The sequence below is a fragment of the Nocardia implantans genome (assembly GCF_035544775.1).
GTDB classification, from domain to species: Bacteria; Actinomycetota; Actinomycetes; order Mycobacteriales; family Mycobacteriaceae; genus Nocardia; species Nocardia implantans.
The window spans coordinates 195,915-216,144 of the sequence record NZ_JAYKYQ010000009.1; the positions used below are offsets into that span (position 1 = coordinate 195,915).

At 69.3% G+C, this 20,230-nt stretch carries 14 protein-coding genes; 4 read left to right on the forward strand and 10 right to left on the reverse strand.

The window, feature by feature from the left end; all coding sequences use genetic code 11:
• Positions 1-4: 4 nt before the first annotated feature.
• The gene (locus U3653_RS21990; protein ID WP_195081605.1) at positions 5-661 is read right to left on the reverse strand and encodes an EthD domain-containing protein; all 657 of its coding nucleotides are present in this window, start codon (positions 659-661) and stop codon (positions 5-7) included.
• 115 nt (positions 662-776) lie between these two features.
• Here U3653_RS21990 and U3653_RS21995 point away from each other — a divergent pair, with 115 nt between their 5' ends.
• Positions 777-2,252 (forward strand): MFS transporter, encoded by a 1,476-nt coding sequence (locus U3653_RS21995; protein WP_323124309.1) that lies wholly within the window; start codon positions 777-779, stop codon positions 2,250-2,252.
• Here the strand turns inward: U3653_RS21995 and U3653_RS22000 are convergent.
• The gene (locus tag U3653_RS22000; protein ID WP_195081604.1) at positions 2,231-4,951 is read right to left on the reverse strand and encodes a hypothetical protein; all 2,721 of its coding nucleotides are present in this window, start codon (positions 4,949-4,951) and stop codon (positions 2,231-2,233) included. The two genes, U3653_RS21995 and U3653_RS22000, sit on opposite strands and share 22 nt — an antisense overlap.
• 520 nt (positions 4,952-5,471) lie before the next feature.
• Positions 5,472-5,630, reverse strand: coding sequence for a hypothetical protein (locus tag U3653_RS22005; RefSeq protein ID WP_157114807.1), 159 nt, complete (start codon positions 5,628-5,630; stop codon positions 5,472-5,474).
• A gap of 732 nt (positions 5,631-6,362) precedes the next feature.
• On the opposite strand from U3653_RS22005, the gene U3653_RS22010 reads away from it, so the two are divergent.
• Positions 6,363-7,439 carry an Rv2629 family ribosome hibernation factor gene (locus tag U3653_RS22010; protein WP_195081603.1) on the forward strand — a complete coding sequence of 359 codons (1,077 nt, stop codon included), beginning with the start codon at positions 6,363-6,365 and terminating at the stop codon, positions 7,437-7,439.
• A 22-nt stretch (positions 7,440-7,461) separates the two neighbouring features.
• Here U3653_RS22010 and U3653_RS22015 read toward each other — a convergent pair whose 3' ends face one another.
• The 6 genes from U3653_RS22015 to U3653_RS22040 form a co-directional block, all read right to left on the reverse strand.
• Positions 7,462-8,148, reverse strand: a complete 687-nt coding sequence (locus tag U3653_RS22015; protein ID WP_195081602.1) for a PAS and ANTAR domain-containing protein — start codon at positions 8,146-8,148, stop codon at positions 7,462-7,464.
• 322 nt (positions 8,149-8,470) lie between these two features.
• Positions 8,471-8,722: a S1 RNA-binding domain-containing protein gene (locus tag U3653_RS22020; protein ID WP_195081601.1), complete on the reverse strand. Its 252-nt coding sequence runs from the start codon at positions 8,720-8,722 to the stop codon at positions 8,471-8,473.
• 339 nt (positions 8,723-9,061) lie between these two features.
• The gene (locus U3653_RS22025; RefSeq protein ID WP_195081600.1) at positions 9,062-10,669 is read right to left on the reverse strand and encodes a carboxylesterase/lipase family protein; all 1,608 of its coding nucleotides are present in this window, start codon (positions 10,667-10,669) and stop codon (positions 9,062-9,064) included.
• Positions 10,670-11,087: 418 nt separating this feature from the next.
• Positions 11,088-15,383, reverse strand: coding sequence for a type I polyketide synthase (locus U3653_RS22030; RefSeq protein ID WP_195081599.1), 4,296 nt, complete (start codon positions 15,381-15,383; stop codon positions 11,088-11,090).
• Positions 15,380-15,646 (reverse strand): acyl carrier protein, encoded by a 267-nt coding sequence (locus U3653_RS22035; RefSeq protein WP_195081598.1) that lies wholly within the window; start codon positions 15,644-15,646, stop codon positions 15,380-15,382. Before U3653_RS22035 ends, U3653_RS22030 begins: the two co-directional genes overlap by 4 nt.
• Before the next feature lie 30 nt (positions 15,647-15,676).
• Positions 15,677-17,320, reverse strand: coding sequence for a fatty acyl-AMP ligase (locus U3653_RS22040; RefSeq protein WP_323124308.1), 1,644 nt, complete (start codon positions 17,318-17,320; stop codon positions 15,677-15,679).
• Between the two features lie 315 nt (positions 17,321-17,635).
• Here U3653_RS22040 and U3653_RS22045 point away from each other — a divergent pair, with 315 nt between their 5' ends.
• Complete coding sequence (locus tag U3653_RS22045) at positions 17,636-18,133, forward strand: MarR family winged helix-turn-helix transcriptional regulator (protein ID WP_195081596.1); 498 nt, start codon at positions 17,636-17,638, stop codon at positions 18,131-18,133.
• Positions 18,126-19,757, forward strand: a complete 1,632-nt coding sequence (locus U3653_RS22050; protein WP_397070996.1) for an MDR family MFS transporter — start codon at positions 18,126-18,128, stop codon at positions 19,755-19,757. The genes U3653_RS22045 and U3653_RS22050 overlap by 8 nt, the downstream gene beginning before the upstream one ends.
• 62 nt (positions 19,758-19,819) lie before the next feature.
• Here the strand turns inward: U3653_RS22050 and U3653_RS22055 are convergent, their stop codons facing one another.
• Positions 19,820-20,170 (reverse strand): hypothetical protein, encoded by a 351-nt coding sequence (locus U3653_RS22055; protein ID WP_195081595.1) that lies wholly within the window; start codon positions 20,168-20,170, stop codon positions 19,820-19,822.
• Positions 20,171-20,230 lie beyond the last annotated feature (60 nt).

The following is a 20,230-nucleotide window of genomic DNA, read 5'->3' on the forward strand; positions in this document are numbered from 1 at the left end:
CCCCTCAGCGCAACCGGTACCGGCTGGTGGGCACCACGTCCAGGTTGCGATCACCGCCGAAGGTCGCGACGCTGCTCATCAGCCGCTGGATGCGGCGGGTGAGTTCCGCCCCGTCACCGCCGCTGCCGTAGAAGGCGTGCGGATCGGTGAGCGCCTCGAGAGGGAACAGCTCCTCCACGATGCCGGCGATGTCCGGCGCGGCGGCCGTCGCGGGTCCGGTCACGACGTTCTGCACGTAGCCGAAGGTCGCCTGGGTCTCGATGGCGACGGCGGTGTGGTGGTTGCGCCAGCGGTCCAGCCACTCGGCCCGCGACAACTCGTCCGGCTTGCGCAGGAAGGCGATGTTCGACAGGCCGGGGGCACGCTCGAGCGCGGCGGTGACCGGCGGCGGAATCGGCGTCGCCTCTTCGACGTGCCACCCTTCCACCTTTTCGGCGACGCTGCCCAGCACCCGCACCGCGACCTCTTCCCGCGGCGCATCCGCCCACCAGACGCTGACGACGGCCTGCACGGGCGCGTCGAACGTGGTGATGCGCAGCATGGCCGTCTCGACCGCCGCGTCGGAGATGTTCGCCTGCACCGCGGCGGCCACGGCCGACAGCGGCGCGAAGTCCGCCGCGAGCAGGTCGCCAACACCCCACAGCGCGAAGACGCTTTTCATCGGCAGGTCACTTTCTAGAACACGTTTCACTCAGGTCCGAGCCTAGCCCACCGGCACGGTTGGCCGCCGGGGCTCGGGGTATCCGACCGTCAGACTCGGCGAAGGTGGGTGATCCGTGCGGACCATATCGACCGACATCCCGGCCAGGCTGGATCGTCTGCCCTGGTCGCGGTGGCATTGGATGATCGTGATCGGACTCGGGTCCGTGTGGATCCTCGACGGGCTGGAAGTGACCGTCGTCGGCAGCGTGGCCGCCAGGCTGTCGGAACCGGACAGCGGCCTGACCATCACCGCCGCACAGGTTTCCGGTGTCGCGGCGGCGATGTACGTGGCGGGCGCAGGCGCGGGCGCCCTCTTCTTCGGTTGGCTGACCGACAGATTCGGCCGCAAGAAACTCTTCTTGATCACGCTCGCGGTCTACCTCTTCGCGACGGCCATGACGGCGCTGTCGTTCTCGATGTGGTGGTTCGTGCTGTTCCGCTTCCTCACCGGCTTCGGCATCGGCGGCGAATACGCGGCGATCAACTCCGCGATCGACGAGCTGATCCCCAAGCAGTACCGCGGACGCATCGATATCGTCATCAACGGCACCTATTGGCTCGGCGCGGTCGGCGGCGCGCTGCTTTCCATCGTCGCGCTGAACACGGCGCTGTTCCCGCCGAATGTGGGCTGGCGCTTGACCTTCGCGCTCGGCGCCGTGTTCGGCCTGATCATCCTGCTGGTGCGCAGGCATGTGCCGGAGAGCCCGCGATGGCAGTTCATCCACGGTCACGAGGACGACGCGGAACGCACGGTCACCGCCATCGAAACGCGCGTGCGGGACGACACGCGCGCGGCGCTCGCCGACGTCTCCGATCAGCGAATCCGGATCCGGCAGCGGCGCAGCATCTCCTTCCGGGAGATCGCGGCGGTGCTGGTGCGGCGCTATCCACGGCGTGCGGTGCTCGGGTTGTCGCTGTTCATCGGGCAAGCGTTCCTCTACAACGCCATCACGTTCAACTACGCGCTCATCCTGTCCAGATCGTTCGGCGTTCCGGACGACCGGGTCGGCTACTACTTCGCGGTCCTGTGTTTCGGCAACTTCCTCGGTCCGCTCCTGCTAAGCAAGCTGTTCGACACGATCGGGCGCAAGCCGATGATCGCGGGCAGCTATCTCGGTTCGGCCGTGCTGTTGCTCGGCACGGCATGGCTTTTCGCGGCGGGCCACCTGACCGCGACCACGCTCACCGCCTGCTGGACCGCAGTGCTGTTCGTGGCGTCGTGCGGCGCCAGCGCGGCGTATCTGACCGTCAGCGAGATCTTTCCGATGGAGACCCGCGCCATGGCGATCGCCTTCTTCTACGCGATCGGGACCGTCGCGGGCGGCGTCGCGGGACCGTTGGTGTTCGCCGGGCTGACCGCGGACGGCGAGCCGGGAAAGACCGCCCTGGCGTTCACCATCGGCGCGCTCGCCATGTTCGCGGCCGGTCTGGTGGAACTGACCTACGGAGTGCGCGCAGAAGGGCGGTCACTGGAGGACTTGGCCGAGCCGCTGAGCGCGACGCCGGAGCGGGCGCGCGCCGAAGCCGCTCAGCCGCCGCCGAGCGGATAGGGACGACACCGCGGATCGTCGTTCGCGGTGGCCCGGCCGCAGCCGTAGATCATCACGGGCTCGGTGTCGGCCGACGGATCCCAGATCTGGTCCACACTCAGCAGGCCGACCCACTTCTCGTGCGCCACCCGGCCCACATGGGCGCCCTCGCTGACCGAGAAGTCCAATACGCCGCTGCTGGATTCGATCACCGGCTGCCGCGGCAGGTCGCGCAGCGCCGCCCACACCGCCGCCGCGCTGATCGGGATCGGCTCGGTCCACACGCCGGAGGCGGTCGGGGCGAGCGCTTGCACGGCGCGCACGAACAATCCGACCGCGTCGTAGGTCAGCGCCACCCGCTCCCCCAGTGGGTGCAACTGCACGCGCTCGCCTAGCGGTTTGTCCGTCTCGGCGCAGGCATTCCAGCTGGGGATGTCCGGATCGACGGTCGTGGCGAGGTTGTAGAACTCGACGCGGCTGCGCAATCCCTGGCCCTTGTTCCGGCAGGTCACCAGGCTCGCCTTGGCCACGTAGACCAGCGGGCGAGCGCTGTTGGCCGCCCTGCGGCGATCCGCGCTGGCCATGAACCGGTTGACCGAGTCGTCGGCGATCAACAGCACCCGCTTGTCGCCGCACGCCTTGTTCAGGCTCTGCAGGAAGTCGGGGAATTCCGAGTCGCGTCCGGCGAAGAACAGGACCTCGTCGCACGCGTCGCCGTGGCCCTGCGCGGCGAAGGCCTCGCGCAGATCCCAGGAACCCTCCCAGATGTCGCGCCCGCTGCGACCCAGGATGTGCAGGTCCTCGGCCATGTTCTCGGTGTAGAGGTCGGTCGGGTCGGGGCGGTGGTAGATCCGCACGCCGCGCCCGGCCAACCCGGGCACGGAGTTCAGGTACTGCTCGATCATGTCGGCGATCGCGTGGTTCGGCGGGGCGATCTGGAAGTACAGCGGCGAGGATCGCACCATCTCGTCGGCCGACAGGCTCGGCGCCACCATCGGAAGGCCGAGGCCGGTCAGCGCGTTGATCATGCTCAGCGTCGCGGTGCGGCTCTGATCGAGGCCGATGGCACCGACGACGCCGGGCTCGGCGCGGATCAGCGGCGTCAGCAGCTCGACGACCTGCGGCCCCTGCAGGTTGGCCGGACCGGTGTTCGCCAGCAGCAGCCGGATCAGCGGGACCGTGTCGGGCGTGACGGCGTCGTCGGGGGCGACCGATTCCAGCGCACTGTACTGCGCCAGCGCCAAGCCCTCGATGTCCTCGCTCTGCGCCGGGTAGTCGCCGGGAACGCCGGTGAGCTGGCCGAAATAGACCAGCGTGAACAGCGGCCGGGTCGGCTGCCGCGCGGCCAATTGTTCGGCGAGCAGATTCTGCTTGTACACCCGCCGCTGGACTTCCACCAGACGACGGCTGCCCGGTTCGTCGCTCGCGAACAGGAAGCCGCGGCCCCCGGCAGCGGGGTCGTCGGGGTCGTAGGCGCTGAATCCGACGCAATTGCCGTCCGCGACGGAAACCACGCGCACCCATCGGTCCGCCACGCTCGTGCCGCACGCGGTTGTGCCCGCGCGCCACGGTCGCCAGGTCGCGAATCCGGCCGCCGCCACGGCCAGCACGACCACCAGGAACACCGCGGTCGCCGACAACGCCCGGCGCGCCCACCACGGCGGCGCGGGCGGCCGGATGCGGCGGAACGGATCCGGCTCGTCGTCGTTCGGGCCGGTCGCCGGTACTGCGAACCACAGCTGCCAAGCGCGCGGGCGTTGCCGCTGCCGCGCCACGGGCAACTCGTCCACCCAGATCTCGTACAACCGCCGCACCCGGTAGGCCGGTCGCGCGGTGACGCCGGGCGGCGGCGTCCGCGTGCCCGCCACCACCAGCAGCGGATCGTCCTTGCCGGTCTCGTTGCGGACGTCGTTGATCAGATCCAGCAGCCGTTGCCCGGCTTCGCCGTCGAGCGCGCGCAGGATCACGACCGGATAGGTGGTGCGCCGGGCCGCGCCGATGCCCCACCAGCGCCGGTGATACGCGACGCGCAGGTCTTCGAGGAAAGCGTGCACCAGCAGCTTGGCCAAGTGCTCGGCGTGTTCGTGGCGGCGGGCGCCCTCGGTGAGACGGTGCGCGAATCCGACGAACTGACTGGACTGTTCCGGCGCCAGATACTGCTGGCGCATGAACCAGCGGAACTCCCGCCCCACGCCTGGAATGCGACCGCCGGTGCGCGCCCGGAACACCGCCGTGGGCAGCACGATGCGCAGCAGTCCGAGCGCGAAGCGCTGCACCACGCCCACCGTGGCCTCGGCTTCGCCGAGCAACTCCTCACCCCATCGGCCGAAATCCCTGCGCAGCAGCGACGCCAGCTCGTCGAGTTCGTTGTCGGAGCTGAGCTTGCGGGCCATCAACCATTCGGCCAACCGGTAGCGCCGGAAGGGCAACGGGCGCAATCGCCCGAAGCGGTCGGCCGACAGACCCTTGCAGAGGTTGTAGAGCAGCCTGCGCAACGCGGTGAGCCCCGGCGTGGTGTCCTCGACCAGCGAACTGCCCTCGGGCAACGGGTCGAGGGCGTCGACGTCGACAGCCACGTGCACCGCGCCTGCGAGCGCGGCGCCGAACATCTCCAGGCATGCCTCGACGTTGGTGACATCGCCGCACAGACCCACCATCGGCAGCATCCGCTCGCCGCGCGGCGGCCGTCGCACCAACCAGCGAAGCAGATCTTCGAGCACATCGACTCCCCGAAAGGAGACAGCTCTGGTGCCGGACATGACGCCCCCGTGTCCTCCGCGAAAGGTGAACACCCATTGAAGCAGACGCCAAAAGACATGCCGCTCAGAGCTCTTGGCCTGCGAACAGGCACCGGCGCAGCGGCGCGGCGATCATGCGGATGGCAAGCCCGGCCTGCCCTGAATTCGCGGAGCGGTCATGGATAGGGCGAGTCGTCACATCCCGGGAACTCGAAGCCGGTCCTCGATCGCGCACGCCGCGAAATGTGAATGTCGCGTGAACGCACCGAATTCTCGGTGAACTCGCTCGCCGCGTGTTTACGCCTTGGACGACTTTCGTCGCCACCGCGTCCGCGCGACGTGTTCGGCCCGGTAGCGGAAACGCTTACGAAAAAAGTATTCCGGGCGCGAGTCTTATAACAGCTCACCGCCGGTGATTACGGGCAGGCGCCGAGACGCCGACGGCCTGCCTGCGATGGCCGGCCTGCCGCGCGGCGGCGGAATGCGGCGAACCTGCGGCTCGTCAGTTGTGCCGCGGGTCGGCGGTCGAGGCGTGCGGCCGGGTGATCCGGCGATGCGCCATGACTTCGGCCCACCAGCCGCTCAGCGGGCTCGGGTCGGGCCAGACGATCCGATCTCGTTCTTCGTCGTCCGCGACGGGCGCTTCGGGTTTCTCGATCACGATGACGTTCCTCTGCGCTGGTGCACGATGCCGTACACATGCTTGCGGAGAGCCCTCGTGTTCGTGCGTGCCGGTGGCTTCGCGACAGAGCGCGTCGAATCGGCTGAACGTCGAGCAGCGCGGGTTCCTCGCCCCTTTTTATCGGCCGACCGCGCTGTCGGCCCGATACATCCAACATTTACCACAGCCGAGGTGTAACAAACCGCTCTTTTCGGTTTACGATCCGGACACCAAGCGGTCGCTTGTTTACATTTTCCGGCGCTGAACAGTGGAAATGGCGGTTTCGGCCGGGTTTCTTACACGAAACCGAAAAAGCGCCGGGTGGTGAAACACACCCGCCCTGCTCCTCGCTCGCGGCGGCTGTGGACGCGCTCGCCCCAGCGGCTTCCGCCCCGTGCGCTCGGCCCCGCATGCGGCACCACAGCGAGCGGTGGCCCGGCCGGTGTCGCGGATGGCGCCCGCGCCGCCGACCACGCGGAGGCTTCGTAAATCCTTTGCAGCCAATCCGTGTGACAGCCCCAACCCCACGCGGAACACAGCGCCGAAGCGCCCGCGTCCGCTGATTCGGCTCGACCCGCCCGGGTACCCGCCGACTGTGGTTCACCGAACCGAAGCCGTCGGCACACACGACGACGTCGTCCGGGCGCGGACGCCGACGGACCGGGACTGCGCCGACGCGTGCCCGCAACCCTCGGCGCGGGCACGCGCGGCCGGGGAAGCCAGGTGATGCCGATGGCCGACCTCCGCCGCATAATCCGAAAGCACGGGCCCTTCGCCTCGGTCTGCTTCGACAGTTCCCACGACACCGAGGACGCGGCGCGCGGCACCGAGCTGCGCTGGCGCTCGATCGACGCCGAACTGGACCGCAGTGGAGCCCGGCCGCGCATCCGGCGGCTGCTCGCCCAGGCGATCGAACGGCATCCACCGGCGCGCGGGCGGTGCGGCAGGCTGCTCATCGCGGACGAGACCGAGGTGCTCGCCGACGAACGTCTGCCGAGCCCGCCCGCCACCGAAACCGTCCGGGTGTCTCCCCTGCCCTACCTGCTGCCGCTGATCGAAGCCCAGGCGGAGAAAGTGCCGCATGTCGTCGCCCTCGTCGGCCGGGTGGGCTCGGAGCTGTACACGCTCGACGGCCACGGCAGCGAAGAGCGGCAGGCCCTGCGCAGCGCGGGCCATCCGGTGGCCGAGCCCCGCCACGACGACTGGTCGCACCGCACGATCCGGCGACGGATCGAGGACACGACCCGACGCAACGTCCGCGAGTTCGCGGGCGAAGTGGACCGGCTGGCCGACATCGTGCACGCGGAAGTCGTCGTGCTCGCCGGGGAAGCGCTGGCCCGAGCCGAACTGCGGGCGGTGTTCGACGCGAAGGGCCGGGAGGTCGTCGACGCCGAATCCGGAACGCTCGCACCGGGTTCGGACCCCACGGCGCTCGACGCGGAAGTCCGCGAGATCCTGCACCGGGTGGCGGCGCGACGCCGTCGCCGGGTCCTCGACCGCTTCGCCGCGGAGATCGAGCGCCCGGACGGCTCGGCGGTGGCCGGGCTCGCGGCCACCACGAACGCGTTGCGCGCCGCGGCCGTGGAGTGGCTACTGCTCGATCGCGCGGCGCTGGGCGATCGCTTGGTGCTGGCCGGGTCCGCGCCGAATCCTCTGATCGGCCCGGCCACCAACGGCTCGGCCGGTGAGATGCGCCGCGCCGACGAGGCCCTTCCGGTGGCCGCTGTGGCAACCGGGGCCGACATCGTCCTGGTCGAGGCCGTGGCAGCCCTGCGCGACGGGGTCGGGGCGGTGCTGAGCGGCCGATAGGACGAGGCGCGCCGACCACCCGTCACGACTTCGGAACGCGCTCGTGCAAGGTGAGCAGCATGTGGTCGAAAGCGGTCTGCACCCCCGGCGGAGCCGCAGGCAAACGGTCGATTTCGGCGATCAGCTGGGCGGCCAGGTCGCGCAGCTTGACATTGGTCTCCTGCGAACGCCACTGCAGAACGTGGAAGGCCTGGTCGGCGTTGATCCGGTAGACCCGCATCAACACGCCTTTGGCCTGCTCGATCCGCGCGCGCGCTTCGACCAGGCGCGGCAGCGTGTCGTCGAGCAGATCCTGACGTTCCTCGGCGATGGTGGCGGTCAGGTCGACGTAGTATCCCGCGGTGCCGACCACCGTGCCGTTCTTGTCGGTCATGGTGTCGCCGAGCACGAGCACGTGGTGCGTGGTGCCCGCGGTGTCGATGATGCGATGACGGCTGCAGAACGGCTCGGCGTTGCGCACCGATTTCTCGATGGCCTCCGCGACATGATCCCGGTCCTCCGGGTGCTTGTGCGCGAGCAGCAACTCGGTGGTCGGCGTCACCGCGTCGGGCTCGTAGCCGTGCATCGCGGCGACCTCGTCCGACCATTCCCACCGCTGATCGGCGAACCAGAACCGGAAACTTCCGGTGGCCTGTGGCGTCCCGGCACCGACCACTCGGGCTACCGCGCCTTCGGCCGTGTCCACGATTCGGTCGCCCGATTCGTTCATGGCGTCAGTATGCTCCCTACCTGCGGCGTCGCACCGTGGATCGCGGCGATCGAAGCGGGAGGCCCCGCACGCGGTGACATCCTCATCTTATTCCGGCTCGCACCCGATCCGGCCCGTGTGCCGCGGCTACCCGGCGCCGTGGAAAGCGATTCCAGGCCGCGAATCGCGGGTCCCGCCGCGCGAGCGGCCCGCCGGATCGGCATGGCGAGCAATTCCCGCAGGCGGCCGGTCCGATCCGCCGCGAGCGCTCCGCCGCGGCGGGATAGTCTTGGGATCGTGCCGGGGCAGGTGGAGTCTGCCCCGGCACGCCCGTGCCGAGCATCTACTCAGCGTGCGCCAAGGCGACCCGCTGCTTCTCGGTATCGATATCGAGGATGCGCACCGTCAGAGTGGAGCCGACCTGCGGTTCGGCAGACCACTCGGTGCGGTGCAGCAATCCGTGGATTCCCGGAGCGACCTCCAGGAACGCGCCGAACGGCACGATCTGCACGACGGTGGCCTCCAGCACTCCGCCCCGAGCGTGTGCCGCGACGAACTCCGGCCATCCGCGCTGCGACGATTCGGAATGGGACATGTGTTCTCACCTCCTTCCAGCGTCCCTGTAGTGACATGGGATTCGCGGAGAAGGCGGGCGGGCCCCTGGCCCGCCGGATGATCACAGCGCGGCCGGGTAACCGTTCTGTGCGCGGCGTGTCGCCGACCCGGCAGTCATGGCGACGACCATAACCCAGCGCGACGCGATGCGGCAAGATCGAGAGCGGGGGAACAGTGAAAAGCTTTGCAGACAGGCGATTTTCGCGACGGTCGACGCGATTGGCATGAACCCACTACCTGCCGCGACCGCGATATGGGCAGGTGGGCGGCGGGATTCGGCGCCGGGGAACCGGCAGGTCGTCGCCCGTCTCGCGCTGGATCAGCGGTCGATCTCCGCCCAGAACGCGCAGTCGTGCCTGGCGGCGAAATCGTCGGTCATGGCGCTGCCGGTCGCCCGCATGAGCAGCGCAGAGCCATCGGGGTCGTACCCGGTCGACGTCGGCCAGGCCTGCCATTCGGGTGAGCCCGGCGCGTTCGGGTCACCGGTGTGGGCGAAGGTGGTCCACCAGCGCTGCATCTGCGCGGCGAAAGCGGCGGAGGCGCCGGTCCAGGGAACCGGGATGCCCATGAATCTGGTGAACAGGTAGTACAGCTCGGCGGAGTGAAAGGCTCCGGGCAGCACCGGATTGGCGGCACCGAGCGGCGCCTGATCGAACTCGTACTGCCACAGCGGATGCCCGGCGTCGCGCGCCGTCCGGCTGGTGGACAGCGTGGGACAGGCGAGCCCGCTGTCGGTGATCACCGTGATCTGGGCGGCTGCCGGTGAGGGGAATCGGTCGACCGGGTACCGGGCCAGGACTCGGTCGGCGTCGGCGCCGAAGGATTGGCGCACGAAGCGTTCATAGCTCGCCGCGTCCGGAATGCGGCCGCGGGCATAGTCGGTTTCGGCGACCATCAGCCCGCCTTCCGCGCTCGTGGTCCCCGTGAGAATCGGCGCTTTCCTGACATCCCCCATCAAGCCCGCGTCGAGCGTCCGCGTGATGACGACGCCGTCGACGGCGGGAAACCAGATGGGATCCTTACCTTCGGCTCGGGCCATCGGCGAGTCCAGGAGCTTCGCCACGGGCAGTGCGCGCAGGCAGGCCAGCCGGGTCGCCGCGTCGCCGCAGCCGACACTCTCCGCGTACCGCTGCGAACGCGCGAACGCGTCGGCGCGATCGCCGGGCGCCAGTGGCGCTTGCGCGCAGGGGCCGCTCTGGATGATCGCCTTGGCGAACAGGTCGTCGGAGCCGGGTGCGGCGAAGTGGGTGCAGACGCTCACGGCGCCGGCCGACTCGCCGAAGATCGTGACGTTGTCCGGATCGCCGCCGAAGACGTGCGCGTTGGCGCGCAGCCAGCGCAGAGCGGCTTGCTGGTCCTGGATGGCGACCGTTCCGACGGCGCCGCCGGATTCGGCCGCCAGTTCGGGCAGGGCCAGGAAGCCGAACGGTCCGAGGCGGTAGTTCGGGATGGCTACGATGACGTCGCCGTCGGCGACCATCCGCGTCGGTCCGTCGTATTCGCTGTTGGAGCCGTCGAGATAGCCGCCACCGTGGAAGAACACCATGACGGGCAGCGGCCGGTCGCGGGCGCCGTCCGGCGCGTATATGTCGATGCTCAGGCAGTCCTCGCCGGTGGGTGCGAGCGATGGAATGCCGGGCAGGTATCCCGTCTGCGGACACTGCGGCCCGTGGTCGCGCGCAGGGCGCACACCCGGCCACGGTGATACGGGGCGCGGCGGCGCGAACCGCGCTTCGCCCTCGGTGGGCGCCGCGAACGGGATACCGAAGTATTCGGCGATGCCATCGACGGCGCGGCCGGAGATCGCGCCGCCGGTCACGAACACCTGCGGCGGTGCCCCCGCGACCACGGGCGCCGGAGCGCAGGCGAACCACAGACCGGCGGCGACCGTCAGAGCGGTCGCGGTTCGCGCGATCGAGCGAATCATGGCTGTCCACTACCTCCGATGCGAGCGCTACGGTCGGCGGCGAGGCAGGCGGCCTCGTCCACCGCGGTAGCCGGCATCGATCGGCTCGGCGTCCCGGTGCGCTCGCGGATCGGAGTCGACCGGTCGCGCGCGGCAGGAGCCGAATCGCCGCTGGAACCTTCACCTGGTGGTCACACGCCTACGTCGTCCGCCGACCCACTCGACGGTCGAATCCGCACCCGCGGCAGCGGACATCGTGCCCGCCCTCATCGTCCGCCCGGCGCACCGAAACTCGCCCGTACCCACTCGAGCCGGGGCAATGGCACCGCGGCTGATGCTACAGCGGTCCGGTGCGCGGAGCGGTACACGACGCAGACGTTCCGCTCACCGGGACCGGTTGCCACCGTCCGTGCGAGTCCGGCCCGGCGACGGGCGCGCGTCAGCTTTCGGCGAGCAAGGCGAGTTCCTCGGCGAGGATCTTGATCGTGTCGCGGATCTGGTCTTCGGTATGGCACGCGGTGACGAAGAACCGCAAACGCGCCAGGTCCTCCGGGACAGCCGGGTACAGGATCGGATTGACGTTGATCCCGCGGCGCAGCAGTGCGTTCGACAGCTTCAGCGTCCTCAGCGAATCGCCCACGATGCAGGGGACGATGGGCGTGTCGTGGCTGGCGCCGGTGTCGATCCCCGCTTCCCGGGCCAGTCGCAGGAACAGCCGGGAATTGTGGCGTAGGCGCTCCAGCGGCTCGCCGTCGGATCGCAGCTGCCGGATCGCCGCGGCCGATGCGGCGGCGTTCATCGGCGTCATACCGACGCTGTAGACGAACCCGGGCGTGGTGTATTTCAGGAATCGGATCAGCTCGGCGCTGCCCGCGACGTACCCGCCGCATCCGGCGAGCGCCTTCGACATCGTCCCGGACCACAATTCGACATCGGCGCGATCGACGCCGAAGTGTTCGCCGATCCCGCCGCCGCCCGCGCCGAGCACGCCGACGCTGTGCGCCTCGTCGATCATCAGCAGCGCCTTGTGCTTCTTCTTGACCGCGATGATCGCGGGCAGGTCGGGGATGTCGCCGTCCTGGCTGTAGACGCCTTCGATCAGGATCAGCACCCGCCGGTACCGGTGGCGGATCTCGGTGAGCAGTGCGTCGAGGGCGGCGTGGTCGTTGTGCGGGAACGGACGACGGGTCGCGCCGGAGAGCTTGCAGCCCTGCACGATGCTGTCGTGCGCGATGCTGTCGTGGATCACCAGGTCCTGCGGTCCGGCCAGGTGACCGATGATCGTGACATTCGTGGAGTGGCCGCCGACCAGCGCGATGGCGTCCTCGGTGCCGAGCAGCCCCGCGAGCTCGGCCTCGAGTTCACGGTGCACCGGCTTCTCGCCGGAGAGGATCCGGCTGGCCGAGCACGAGCTGCCGTAGCGCGCCACCGCGTCCTGCACGGCGGCGACGACCGCGGGATGGCCGGACAACCCGAGGTAGTTGTAGCTGGAGAAGTTGATCACCGGTGCGCCGTCGATGACCGAGGTGTCCCGCGTGACGCCGTCGTTGATCAAGAAGTAGGGGTTGGACAGGCCGAGCGCCGCGACGCGGGCGACCCGGTCGGTGACCGACTTGACCTCGGCGAAATCCGAGATCCGGTACTCCGGCTCGACCACCGTGGGCCGGGGGCATGCCGACTCGGCGGCCACGGGAGGCTGGGGCCGACCGGGCGCACCCGCGGATGCCGTGACGTGAGCGATGACGTCGCCGAGGGTGGTCGTCGGCGTGAACCGGGTCGGGTCGATGGTCGCCGCGGGGAGTTCGCGCACCAGCGCGGCGATCAGGTCGGTCAGCATGAGCGAATCGAAACCGAGGTCGTCGCCGAGGGATTGGCCGTCGCGCAGCCGCTCCAGCGGGAACCCGCTGACCCTGGCGAATTCCGCGCGAACGACAGCCGCGACCGCGTCCGGTGCGACCGGCGGATTGGCTTCGCTCACCCCGGTCGGGGTCCGTTGCGGCGTGACCGTCCGCTCCGCCGCCCACCCGGCATCCGCTCGCTGCGCGGCGCGCGCGGCGGCCGGAGCGCCGACGAGACTCGCCAATACGGCGTTCTGTTCGCGGAAGTGTGCGATCAACTGCTCCATGGAGGTTTCCTCGGTTCGCGTGGATTGCGGTGGGGCGGTGCACGGTTCGACCCAGAACCGCTGGTCGGTGCGGAATTCGTAGCCGGGCAGTCTGCGGCGGACGCGCTGCTCGGGTTCGTAGAGCTCGTCCCAGTCGGGGTCGAGTCCATCGCGGTACAGCGCGGCGACGACGCCCGCGAGTTCGCCGCCGGTCGCGCCGGGGCCCGGGCTCGGCGCCAGGCAGCGCGGCGCCAGATCCGGACGGATCCGGCTCACCAGAGCGGCCAGAACGCGGCGCGGTCCGATCTCGATCACATGGCTCGGCTCGGCTCCGAGCGCGGCCTCGACCGCCTCGCCGAAGCGCACCGTGGCGCGGATGTGTTCGGTCCAGTAGGCGGCGTCCATCGTCTCGTTCGCGTCGAGCAGGCGTCCGCGCACGGTCGAGTAGAGCGGCAGTACCGGCTTCCGGTACGTGCATTCGCGCGCGACCGCCGCGAATCGCTCGATCATGGGTTCCATCAGCGGGCTGTGGAAGGCGTGCGACACGGTGAGCGGCTTGATCGCCACTCCGCGCGCCGCGAGCGCCTCCCGCACCCGGGTGATCGTCCGGGCGGCACCGGACAGCACGAGTTCCTTCGGGCCGTTGACGGCGGCGATCGCGATGTCCGTCCGTCCGGCGAGCATTCCGGCGATGTCGGCCGCGTCCGCCCGCACGGCGAGCATCGCACCGCCGTCCGGCAACTGCCGCATCAGCTCGCCCCGGGCGACGACCAGACGGCAGGCGTCGTCCAGATCGAACACGCCTGCCACCGCCGCGGCCGCGAACTCGCCGATGCTGTGCCCGATCACCCAGGCCGGACGGACACCGGCGCGGGCGAGGGAATCGGCCAAGGCGTACTCCATCGCGAAGATCGCCGGTTGCGCCAGGTCGGTGCGGTCGATGTCGGCGTGCTCGTCGAGCAGCAGCTCGCGCACCGAGCGGCCGAGATGCGCCGCCATGGCCCGATCGACGAGTTCGAGCGCACGCCGGAACAGCGGGCTCGCCGCGTCCAGCGCACGGGCCATGCCCGCGAATTGCGAGCCCTGGCCGGTGCACATCCAGCCGACGCCGATCGGTCGCACCGTCCCGGTTTCCGCACCCTCGCGCAGCAGCGCGATCGCGGCGTCGCGATCGGCCGCGGCGATGGCGAGCCGGGCTCGACCGGACGACTTGACCCGATTGCTCGTCCAGCAGACCTGCGCGAACCGGTCCGGCGGGAGGGCAGCCAAAGCATCGGCCAAGCGATCCGCGTTGCGCCGCAGGCCTTTTTCGTCGTTCGCCGACACGGTGAGCACTCCCCCACCGGGCGCACCGGAGGCTTCGGCGGCAGGGGCACTGCCCAGCACGACATGGGCGTTCGTGCCACCGAGGCCGAAACTGCTGACTCCGCCGTAGCCGGGACCCGCCAGCGGCATCGGGTCGGTGAGCAGGCGCAGACCCTGCTTGCTCATCCCCAGTCGCGGATTCTCCTGCTCGGCGAACCGCGACGGCGGAACGACGCCGTGCCACAGGCTGAGGGCGGCCTTGATCAGGCCTGCGACGCCCGCCGCGCCCTCGGTGTGGCCGAGATTGCCCTTGATGGAACCGATGCCGCACGGCCGCGACCGATTGCGCCCGTGCAGGTGCCCCAGCGCCTTGACCTCGATCATGTCGCCGAGCACCGTCCCGGTGCCGTGCGCTTCGAGGAAGTCCACCTGCTCGGGCCGCACTCCGGCGCGTTCGCACGCCTCCCCGATCACCTGCTGCTGCGCCCACCGGTTCGGCGCCGTGATGCCGTTGCTGCGACCGTCGGAATTGACCGCGCTGCCCTTGATCACCGCGTAGATCGGCAGGCCCGCCGCCTGCGCGTCGGCCAGCCGCCGCAGCACGAGCACCGCGACGCCCTCGCCGCGCACGATCCCGTCGGCGCTGCCGCTGAAGGGCTTGCACCTGGCGTCCGGCGCGGAGAGACCGGCCTGGGTGTAGAAGACGCCGACGGCGGGGGTGAGCACGAGATTGACGCCACCGGCGACCGCTTGGTCGCACTCGCCGGAAGCCAGTGCGCCGCAAGCGAGATGGATCGCGACCAGCGACGAGGAGCAGGCCGTGTCGACCGCGACACTCGGTCCTTTCAGGTCGAACTGGTAGGACAGCCGGTTGGCGGTCATGAAGTAGCCGTTGCCGGAGCCGTGTTGCGGCGTGATCGCGGCGTAGTCGCGCATTTGCAGGTTGGCCCATTCGTTGGCCATCACGCCGACGAACACCCCGGTGCGCGAACCGGCTTCGCCGCGCGGGTCGAGCGTGGCGTCTTCGAAAGCCCGCCAGGTCGCTTGCAGCAGCAATCGCTGTTGCGGATCCATCGCCTCGGCTTCGCGCGGCGTGATGCCGAAGAACTCGGCGTCGAACGCGTCGGCGTCGTCGAGGAAGCCGCCGCCGCTGGTGTTGATCGTGCCGGGCGCGCCGGCCGGGTCGTGGAAGTCGGCGGCGTTCCAGCGACTGGCCGGGACCTCGGAGATCGCGTCGCGTCCGTCGATCAGCAGCCGCCACAGCGCGGCCGGATCTGGTGCTTGGGGGAATCGGCAGTCGAGGCCGACGATGGCGATATCGGTCATGCGGCGAGGGCGAATTCGGCCGCGATATAGGCGGCGATGTCGGCGATGGTGGGGTACTCGAACACCAGCGTCGGGTCGGCCTCGAGCGACCAGCGCTCCTCGATCTCGCCGCACAGGCCGACCGCCGAGACGGAGTCGAGGCCCAGCTCGGCGAGCGGAACGACGGGATCCACCTCGTGGGGTGCGCGTTCGGTGTAGTCCGCCACGCGCTCCACGAGCCAATCCTGGATCGTGGTGGAACGAGTAATGGTGCTGCTGAACATGTTTCGGCTCCTCGATGCGCGTTCGGTCGGTCAGGCGGTCATGGATCGGCTCAGCGCCGGCTCGAGATCCCGGTACAGGACGCGCTCGACGCGATCTGCCAGGAACAAATCCCGCATCGCACCGCGCCGCACCTTCCCGCTGGTGGTGCGCGGAACGGCATGCGGCTCGACGAGAACCACGTTCGGCGCGGGCACGTCGAATCCGCGGGCGACGGCGTTCTTGATCGCCGCGGTCAGCTCGGCGAATGTCGTGTCGCCGCGCCGCGCCTTCTTGACGCCCTGCACCACGACAAGCCGTTCCCGGCCGCCCGCGTCGACGGACACGGCGATGCCGGCGCTGTCGGCGAATGCCGGATGCAGTTCGCGCACCAGCCCCTCGATGTCCTGGGGGTAGACATTGCGGCCGTTGATGATCAGTAGATCCTTCAGGCGGCCTGCGACGAAGAGTTCGTTCGCGCGCAGCAGACCGAGATCACCGGTGCGCAGGAAAGGTCCTTCGGCGCCCAGGTGAGCGTCGAAGGTCTCGCGCGTCTCGTCCGGGCGATTCCAATAGCCGGCGGCGACGCTCTCGCCGCGTATCCAGATCTCGCCGACAGTGTTCTCCGGCAGCTGTCGCAGCCGGTGCGGGTCGACGATGCGGATATCGAGACCGCGTGCCGCGTGTCCGCAGCCGACGAGCCGCGTATCGCTCCCGACGTCCAGGTAGGCCGGCGCCGACGGAACCGTCCGCGCGCTGGCGAGCAGCGTCACCTCGGCGAGACCGTACGCGGGGCGGAAAGTCGTCGGCCGCCATCCCGCGGGCGCGAACCGCTCGAGCACCGCCGCCATGGTTCGCTCGCGGACCGGTTCGGCGCCGCTGAGAGCGATCTCCAAAGTGCTGAGGTCCAGCTCGGCCACCTGCTCGTCGCTCACTCGCCGCGCGATCAGGTCGTAGGCGAAATTCGGTGCGCCGGTGAAGGTCGCCCGGTATTCGTCGATGGCTTGCAGCCAGCGCACCGGGCGCTTGAGGAACGTGGTCGGCGCCATGAACACCAGGTTCGCGCCTGCGTACACCGCTCCGAGCAAGAAGCCGATCAAGCCCATGTCGTGAAAGTGCGGAAGCCAACCGACGCCGGTCCCGGCATCGTTCATTCCGCCCGCGGCGATGGCGGCCTCGTTGTGCATGAGATTGCCGTGCGTCACGACGACGCCTTTCGGAGTGCCGGTCGATCCCGACGTGTATTGCAGGAATGCGATCGTCGCCGTGTCGATGTCGGGCATGCGCCATGCATCGGGCTCACCGGCCGGCCCGTCGGTCGCGACCACGAGCGCGGGCGTAGCGGCTTCGATCATCGGCTGGAACTGCGCGGTAGTGAGCACCAAGCGGGCGCCGGAATCCGCGATCACACTCGCTACTCGCCGGCTACTGCCCGCGTCATGCGGCACGGGCGCGGGGACGGCCACGACGCCGGCGTACAGACAGCCGAGGAAGGCCCGCAGGAACGCCATGCCGTCGAGGTAGACAAGCACGACCGGCTCCGCCGATTCCGGGCGGCTCGCCAGCCAGGCGGCGAACGCTCTGGCGTCGCGGTCCAGCTCACGGTAAGTGCGGATCTCCTCGCCGAGTCCGAGCCCGGTTTCCCGAAGGTAGGTGTAGGACCTGGTGTCCCCGTATTCGGCAACCTGTCGCCTCATGTGGTGAACGAAAGTCGGCTGCATCTCGTGGTTCCTTCGTAGCGATCGGCATCGGCGTTCGGCTACTACTGTCCGCTGGACCCAACCGCAGGACCAGGGACCTCAGGGACCACTCAGCAAACCCAGGGGGTGGGATCGACGCACCCATGGGGTGGTGGTGGCCGCGCCGCCATGTAGATAGCTGTCGATCTGCTGGGGCGTCTCCATGCGTGGCCGACCCCTGTGAGCCGCATCACCGGCCATCACTAGTTGCTTAGCGCAAGCAATTACCATATAGTTGCATAGCGCAAGCAACTTATCTCGTCTGGAGCGGCCATGGCAGTCTCATCCGATACGGCTCACAGCCTGATCAAGGAGCTCTATCTGATGGGCCGGGCGATCCGCGTCGCGCTGGCACACCCGGAGGAAGGGCACTTGCTCCCGGGCGGCATCGGGGTGCTCGGCACCCTCGAGTCCAAAGGTTCGTGCAGGCAGGTCGACCTCGCCGTGGATCTGTGCATCAGCCCGAGCGCGCTGAGCAGGCACGTCACCGAGCTCGTCGGCGCGGGCTACATCAGCAGGCACGCCGATCCCACCGACGGGCGGGCCACCCTCATCCGGGTGACCGACGAGGGCCGCGATCTGCTCTACCGCGTCCGCGCCTCGCGGGCGCGCGGCTTGCAGGACGTCCTCACGGACTGGAGTGAGGACGACGCCGAGCAAGCCTGTGCCGCCGTGCAGATGCTCCGGAACGCATTGACCGCACACGCGCAGAGCAGCGCGGTGCACGCGCACCAGCCGGTTTCGAAAGAGAGTCAGGAAGTAGATGTCTAGTTCAGTCGAGTCGGAGTCGGTGACACGACGCGACCCGTACGCGATGACCCACCGCGAGGTCCTGGAAGCCATGACCGGGTTGCTCGCGGCCCTGTTCACCGCGCTGCTCAGCACCACGATCGTCGCCACCGCACTGCCGACCATCATCGGCGACCTCGAGGGATCGCAAACCGCCTACGCCTGGGTCATCACCACCGCACTGCTGGCCAACGCCGCCTCCACCCCCATCTGGGGCAAATTCGCCGACCTGTTCAACAAAAAACTGCTGGTCCAATCCGCCATCGTCATCTTCGTCATCGGCTCGGTGATCGCCGGAATCGCCCACACCGTGCCCGTACTCCTGGCCGCCCGCGTCATCCAAGGCATCGGCATGGGCGGATTGACCGCCCTGGTCGTGGCGATCATCGGCTCCATCGTCGCCCCCCGCGAACGCGGCCGCTACTCCGGCTACATGGGCGCGGTCATGGCAGTCTCGATGTCCGGCGGACCCATCCTCGGCGGCGTCATCGTCGACAGCCCACTCGGCTGGCGCTGGTGCTTCTTCGTCTGCGTACCACTGGCCGTGATCGCCCTGGCGCTGTTGCAGCGGACCCTGCGGCTGCCCACCGACCGCAAACAAGGCGTGTCCATCGACTGGCTCGGCGCCGCGCTGCTGACCGCCGGCGTCTCCGTACTGCTCATCTGGGTGTCCTTCGCCGGAAAAGCCGGATACTACGCGTGGATGTCGCGGGAATCAGCGCTCTACGTCGGCGCCGGCGTACTGCTGCTGGCAGCGACCGTGTGGGTCGAATCCCGCGCCAAGTCGCCCATCATCCCCCTGCCGATCGTCACCGAACGCACCACCGGCCTGGCGATCCTCGCCTCCATCGCCGTCGGCATCGGCATGTTCGGCGCTACCACCTTCCTCGGCCAATACTTCCAAACCGCACGCGGCTACTCCCCGACCATCGCGGGTGTGCTCACCATCCCCCTGGTCGCGGGCATGCTGATCGCCTCGGTCGGCTCCGGCCAACTGATCACCCGCCGCGGCAAATGGAAAAGCTTCGTCGTCTCCGGCGCCGCGCTGCTGGTAGCCGGATTCGCGCTGCTGTCCACCATCGACCACGCCACCAACCTATGGCTGGTCGCCGCCTACATCACCATCGTCGGCCTCGGCGTCGGCATGATGATGCAAAACCTCGTCCTCGCCGTACAGAACACCGTCAGCGTGCACAACATCGGCGCCGCCTCCAGCAGCGTCGCGTTCTTCCGCACCTTCGGCGGCGCCATCGGCGTGTCGGTCCTCGGCTCCGTACTGGCCACCCGAGTCAGCGAACTATCCGCCCAAGGCTTCGCCCAACTCGGCATCCACCCCAAATCCTCCGGCGGCAGCAACCTCAACCTGGACGCCCTACCCACACCCATCGCCACCATCGTGCGCGCCTCCTACGGCGACGCCACCGGCCGCATCTTCCTCATCGCCGCCGGCGCGACGATCGTCGCGCTCATCGCGACCGCACTGCTGCCCAACCGCCCGCTACGCCGCACCATCGACATCGACCCCACACTCGACCCGATGCAGGCCGAGGCTCGCGCGGAGGGCAAGGAGGCGAACGCCGCCAAACAGCCGGCTCTGCTCGACTGAGCCGCCGATACGCGGAGAGCCCCGAAGCCTTCTCGGGGCTTTCCGCGCGTCACGGGTGCCGTTCAGTACGGCGGACGCTCGGCAGAGCGCAAACCGACGGTCGTCGCCGAGGTCAGCGCGACGGCCAGGCAGCGCAACTCGCCGGGAATCAGGAGCGATCTGATCGCGCCCTGGAAACATTCGAGCACCGCGCCGTCGGACCACCGCACGTCGTAGCGGTACCAGCACCGACCGGCGCCGCCGGCGCGCTGAACGTCCCGCTCGACCCGGACGGCCAGTTCGGCGAGCGCCGCGCGAACCTGACTCGGCTCGCCGGTGCTGGCGATCTTCCACCACGGCCGGTTGAAGTAACCTGGCTCGGAGATCTCGACCAGGTAGAGCAACGGCATCCCCACGACGTCGGAGGCGGTCATACCGCTCAGACTGCAGCAAAACGGACTGGACGGATGGGTGAAACGCCGGGCGTCACCAAG

Excerpts from the sequence above, each read along its gene's own strand:
- U3653_RS21990 (WP_195081605.1), bottom strand. The coding sequence starts at position 661 with ATGAAAAGCGTCTTCGCGCTGTGGGGTGTTGGCGACCTGCTCGCGGCG.
- U3653_RS22010 (WP_195081603.1), top strand. The coding sequence starts at position 6,363 with ATGGCCGACCTCCGCCGCATAATCCGAAAGCACGGGCCCTTCGCCTCG.
- U3653_RS22015 (WP_195081602.1), bottom strand. The coding sequence starts at position 8,148 with ATGAACGAATCGGGCGACCGAATCGTGGACACGGCCGAAGGCGCGGTA.
- U3653_RS22020 (WP_195081601.1), bottom strand. The coding sequence starts at position 8,722 with ATGTCCCATTCCGAATCGTCGCAGCGCGGATGGCCGGAGTTCGTCGCG.
- U3653_RS22025 (WP_195081600.1), bottom strand. The coding sequence starts at position 10,669 with ATGATTCGCTCGATCGCGCGAACCGCGACCGCTCTGACGGTCGCCGCC.
- U3653_RS22030 (WP_195081599.1), bottom strand. The coding sequence starts at position 15,383 with ATGACCGATATCGCCATCGTCGGCCTCGACTGCCGATTCCCCCAAGCA.
- U3653_RS22035 (WP_195081598.1), bottom strand. The coding sequence starts at position 15,646 with ATGTTCAGCAGCACCATTACTCGTTCCACCACGATCCAGGATTGGCTC.
- U3653_RS22040 (WP_323124308.1), bottom strand. The coding sequence starts at position 17,320 with ATGAGGCGACAGGTTGCCGAATACGGGGACACCAGGTCCTACACCTAC.
- U3653_RS22045 (WP_195081596.1), top strand. The coding sequence starts at position 17,636 with ATGGCAGTCTCATCCGATACGGCTCACAGCCTGATCAAGGAGCTCTAT.
- U3653_RS22050 (WP_397070996.1), top strand. The coding sequence starts at position 18,126 with ATGTCTAGTTCAGTCGAGTCGGAGTCGGTGACACGACGCGACCCGTAC.
- U3653_RS22055 (WP_195081595.1), bottom strand. The coding sequence starts at position 20,170 with ATGACCGCCTCCGACGTCGTGGGGATGCCGTTGCTCTACCTGGTCGAG.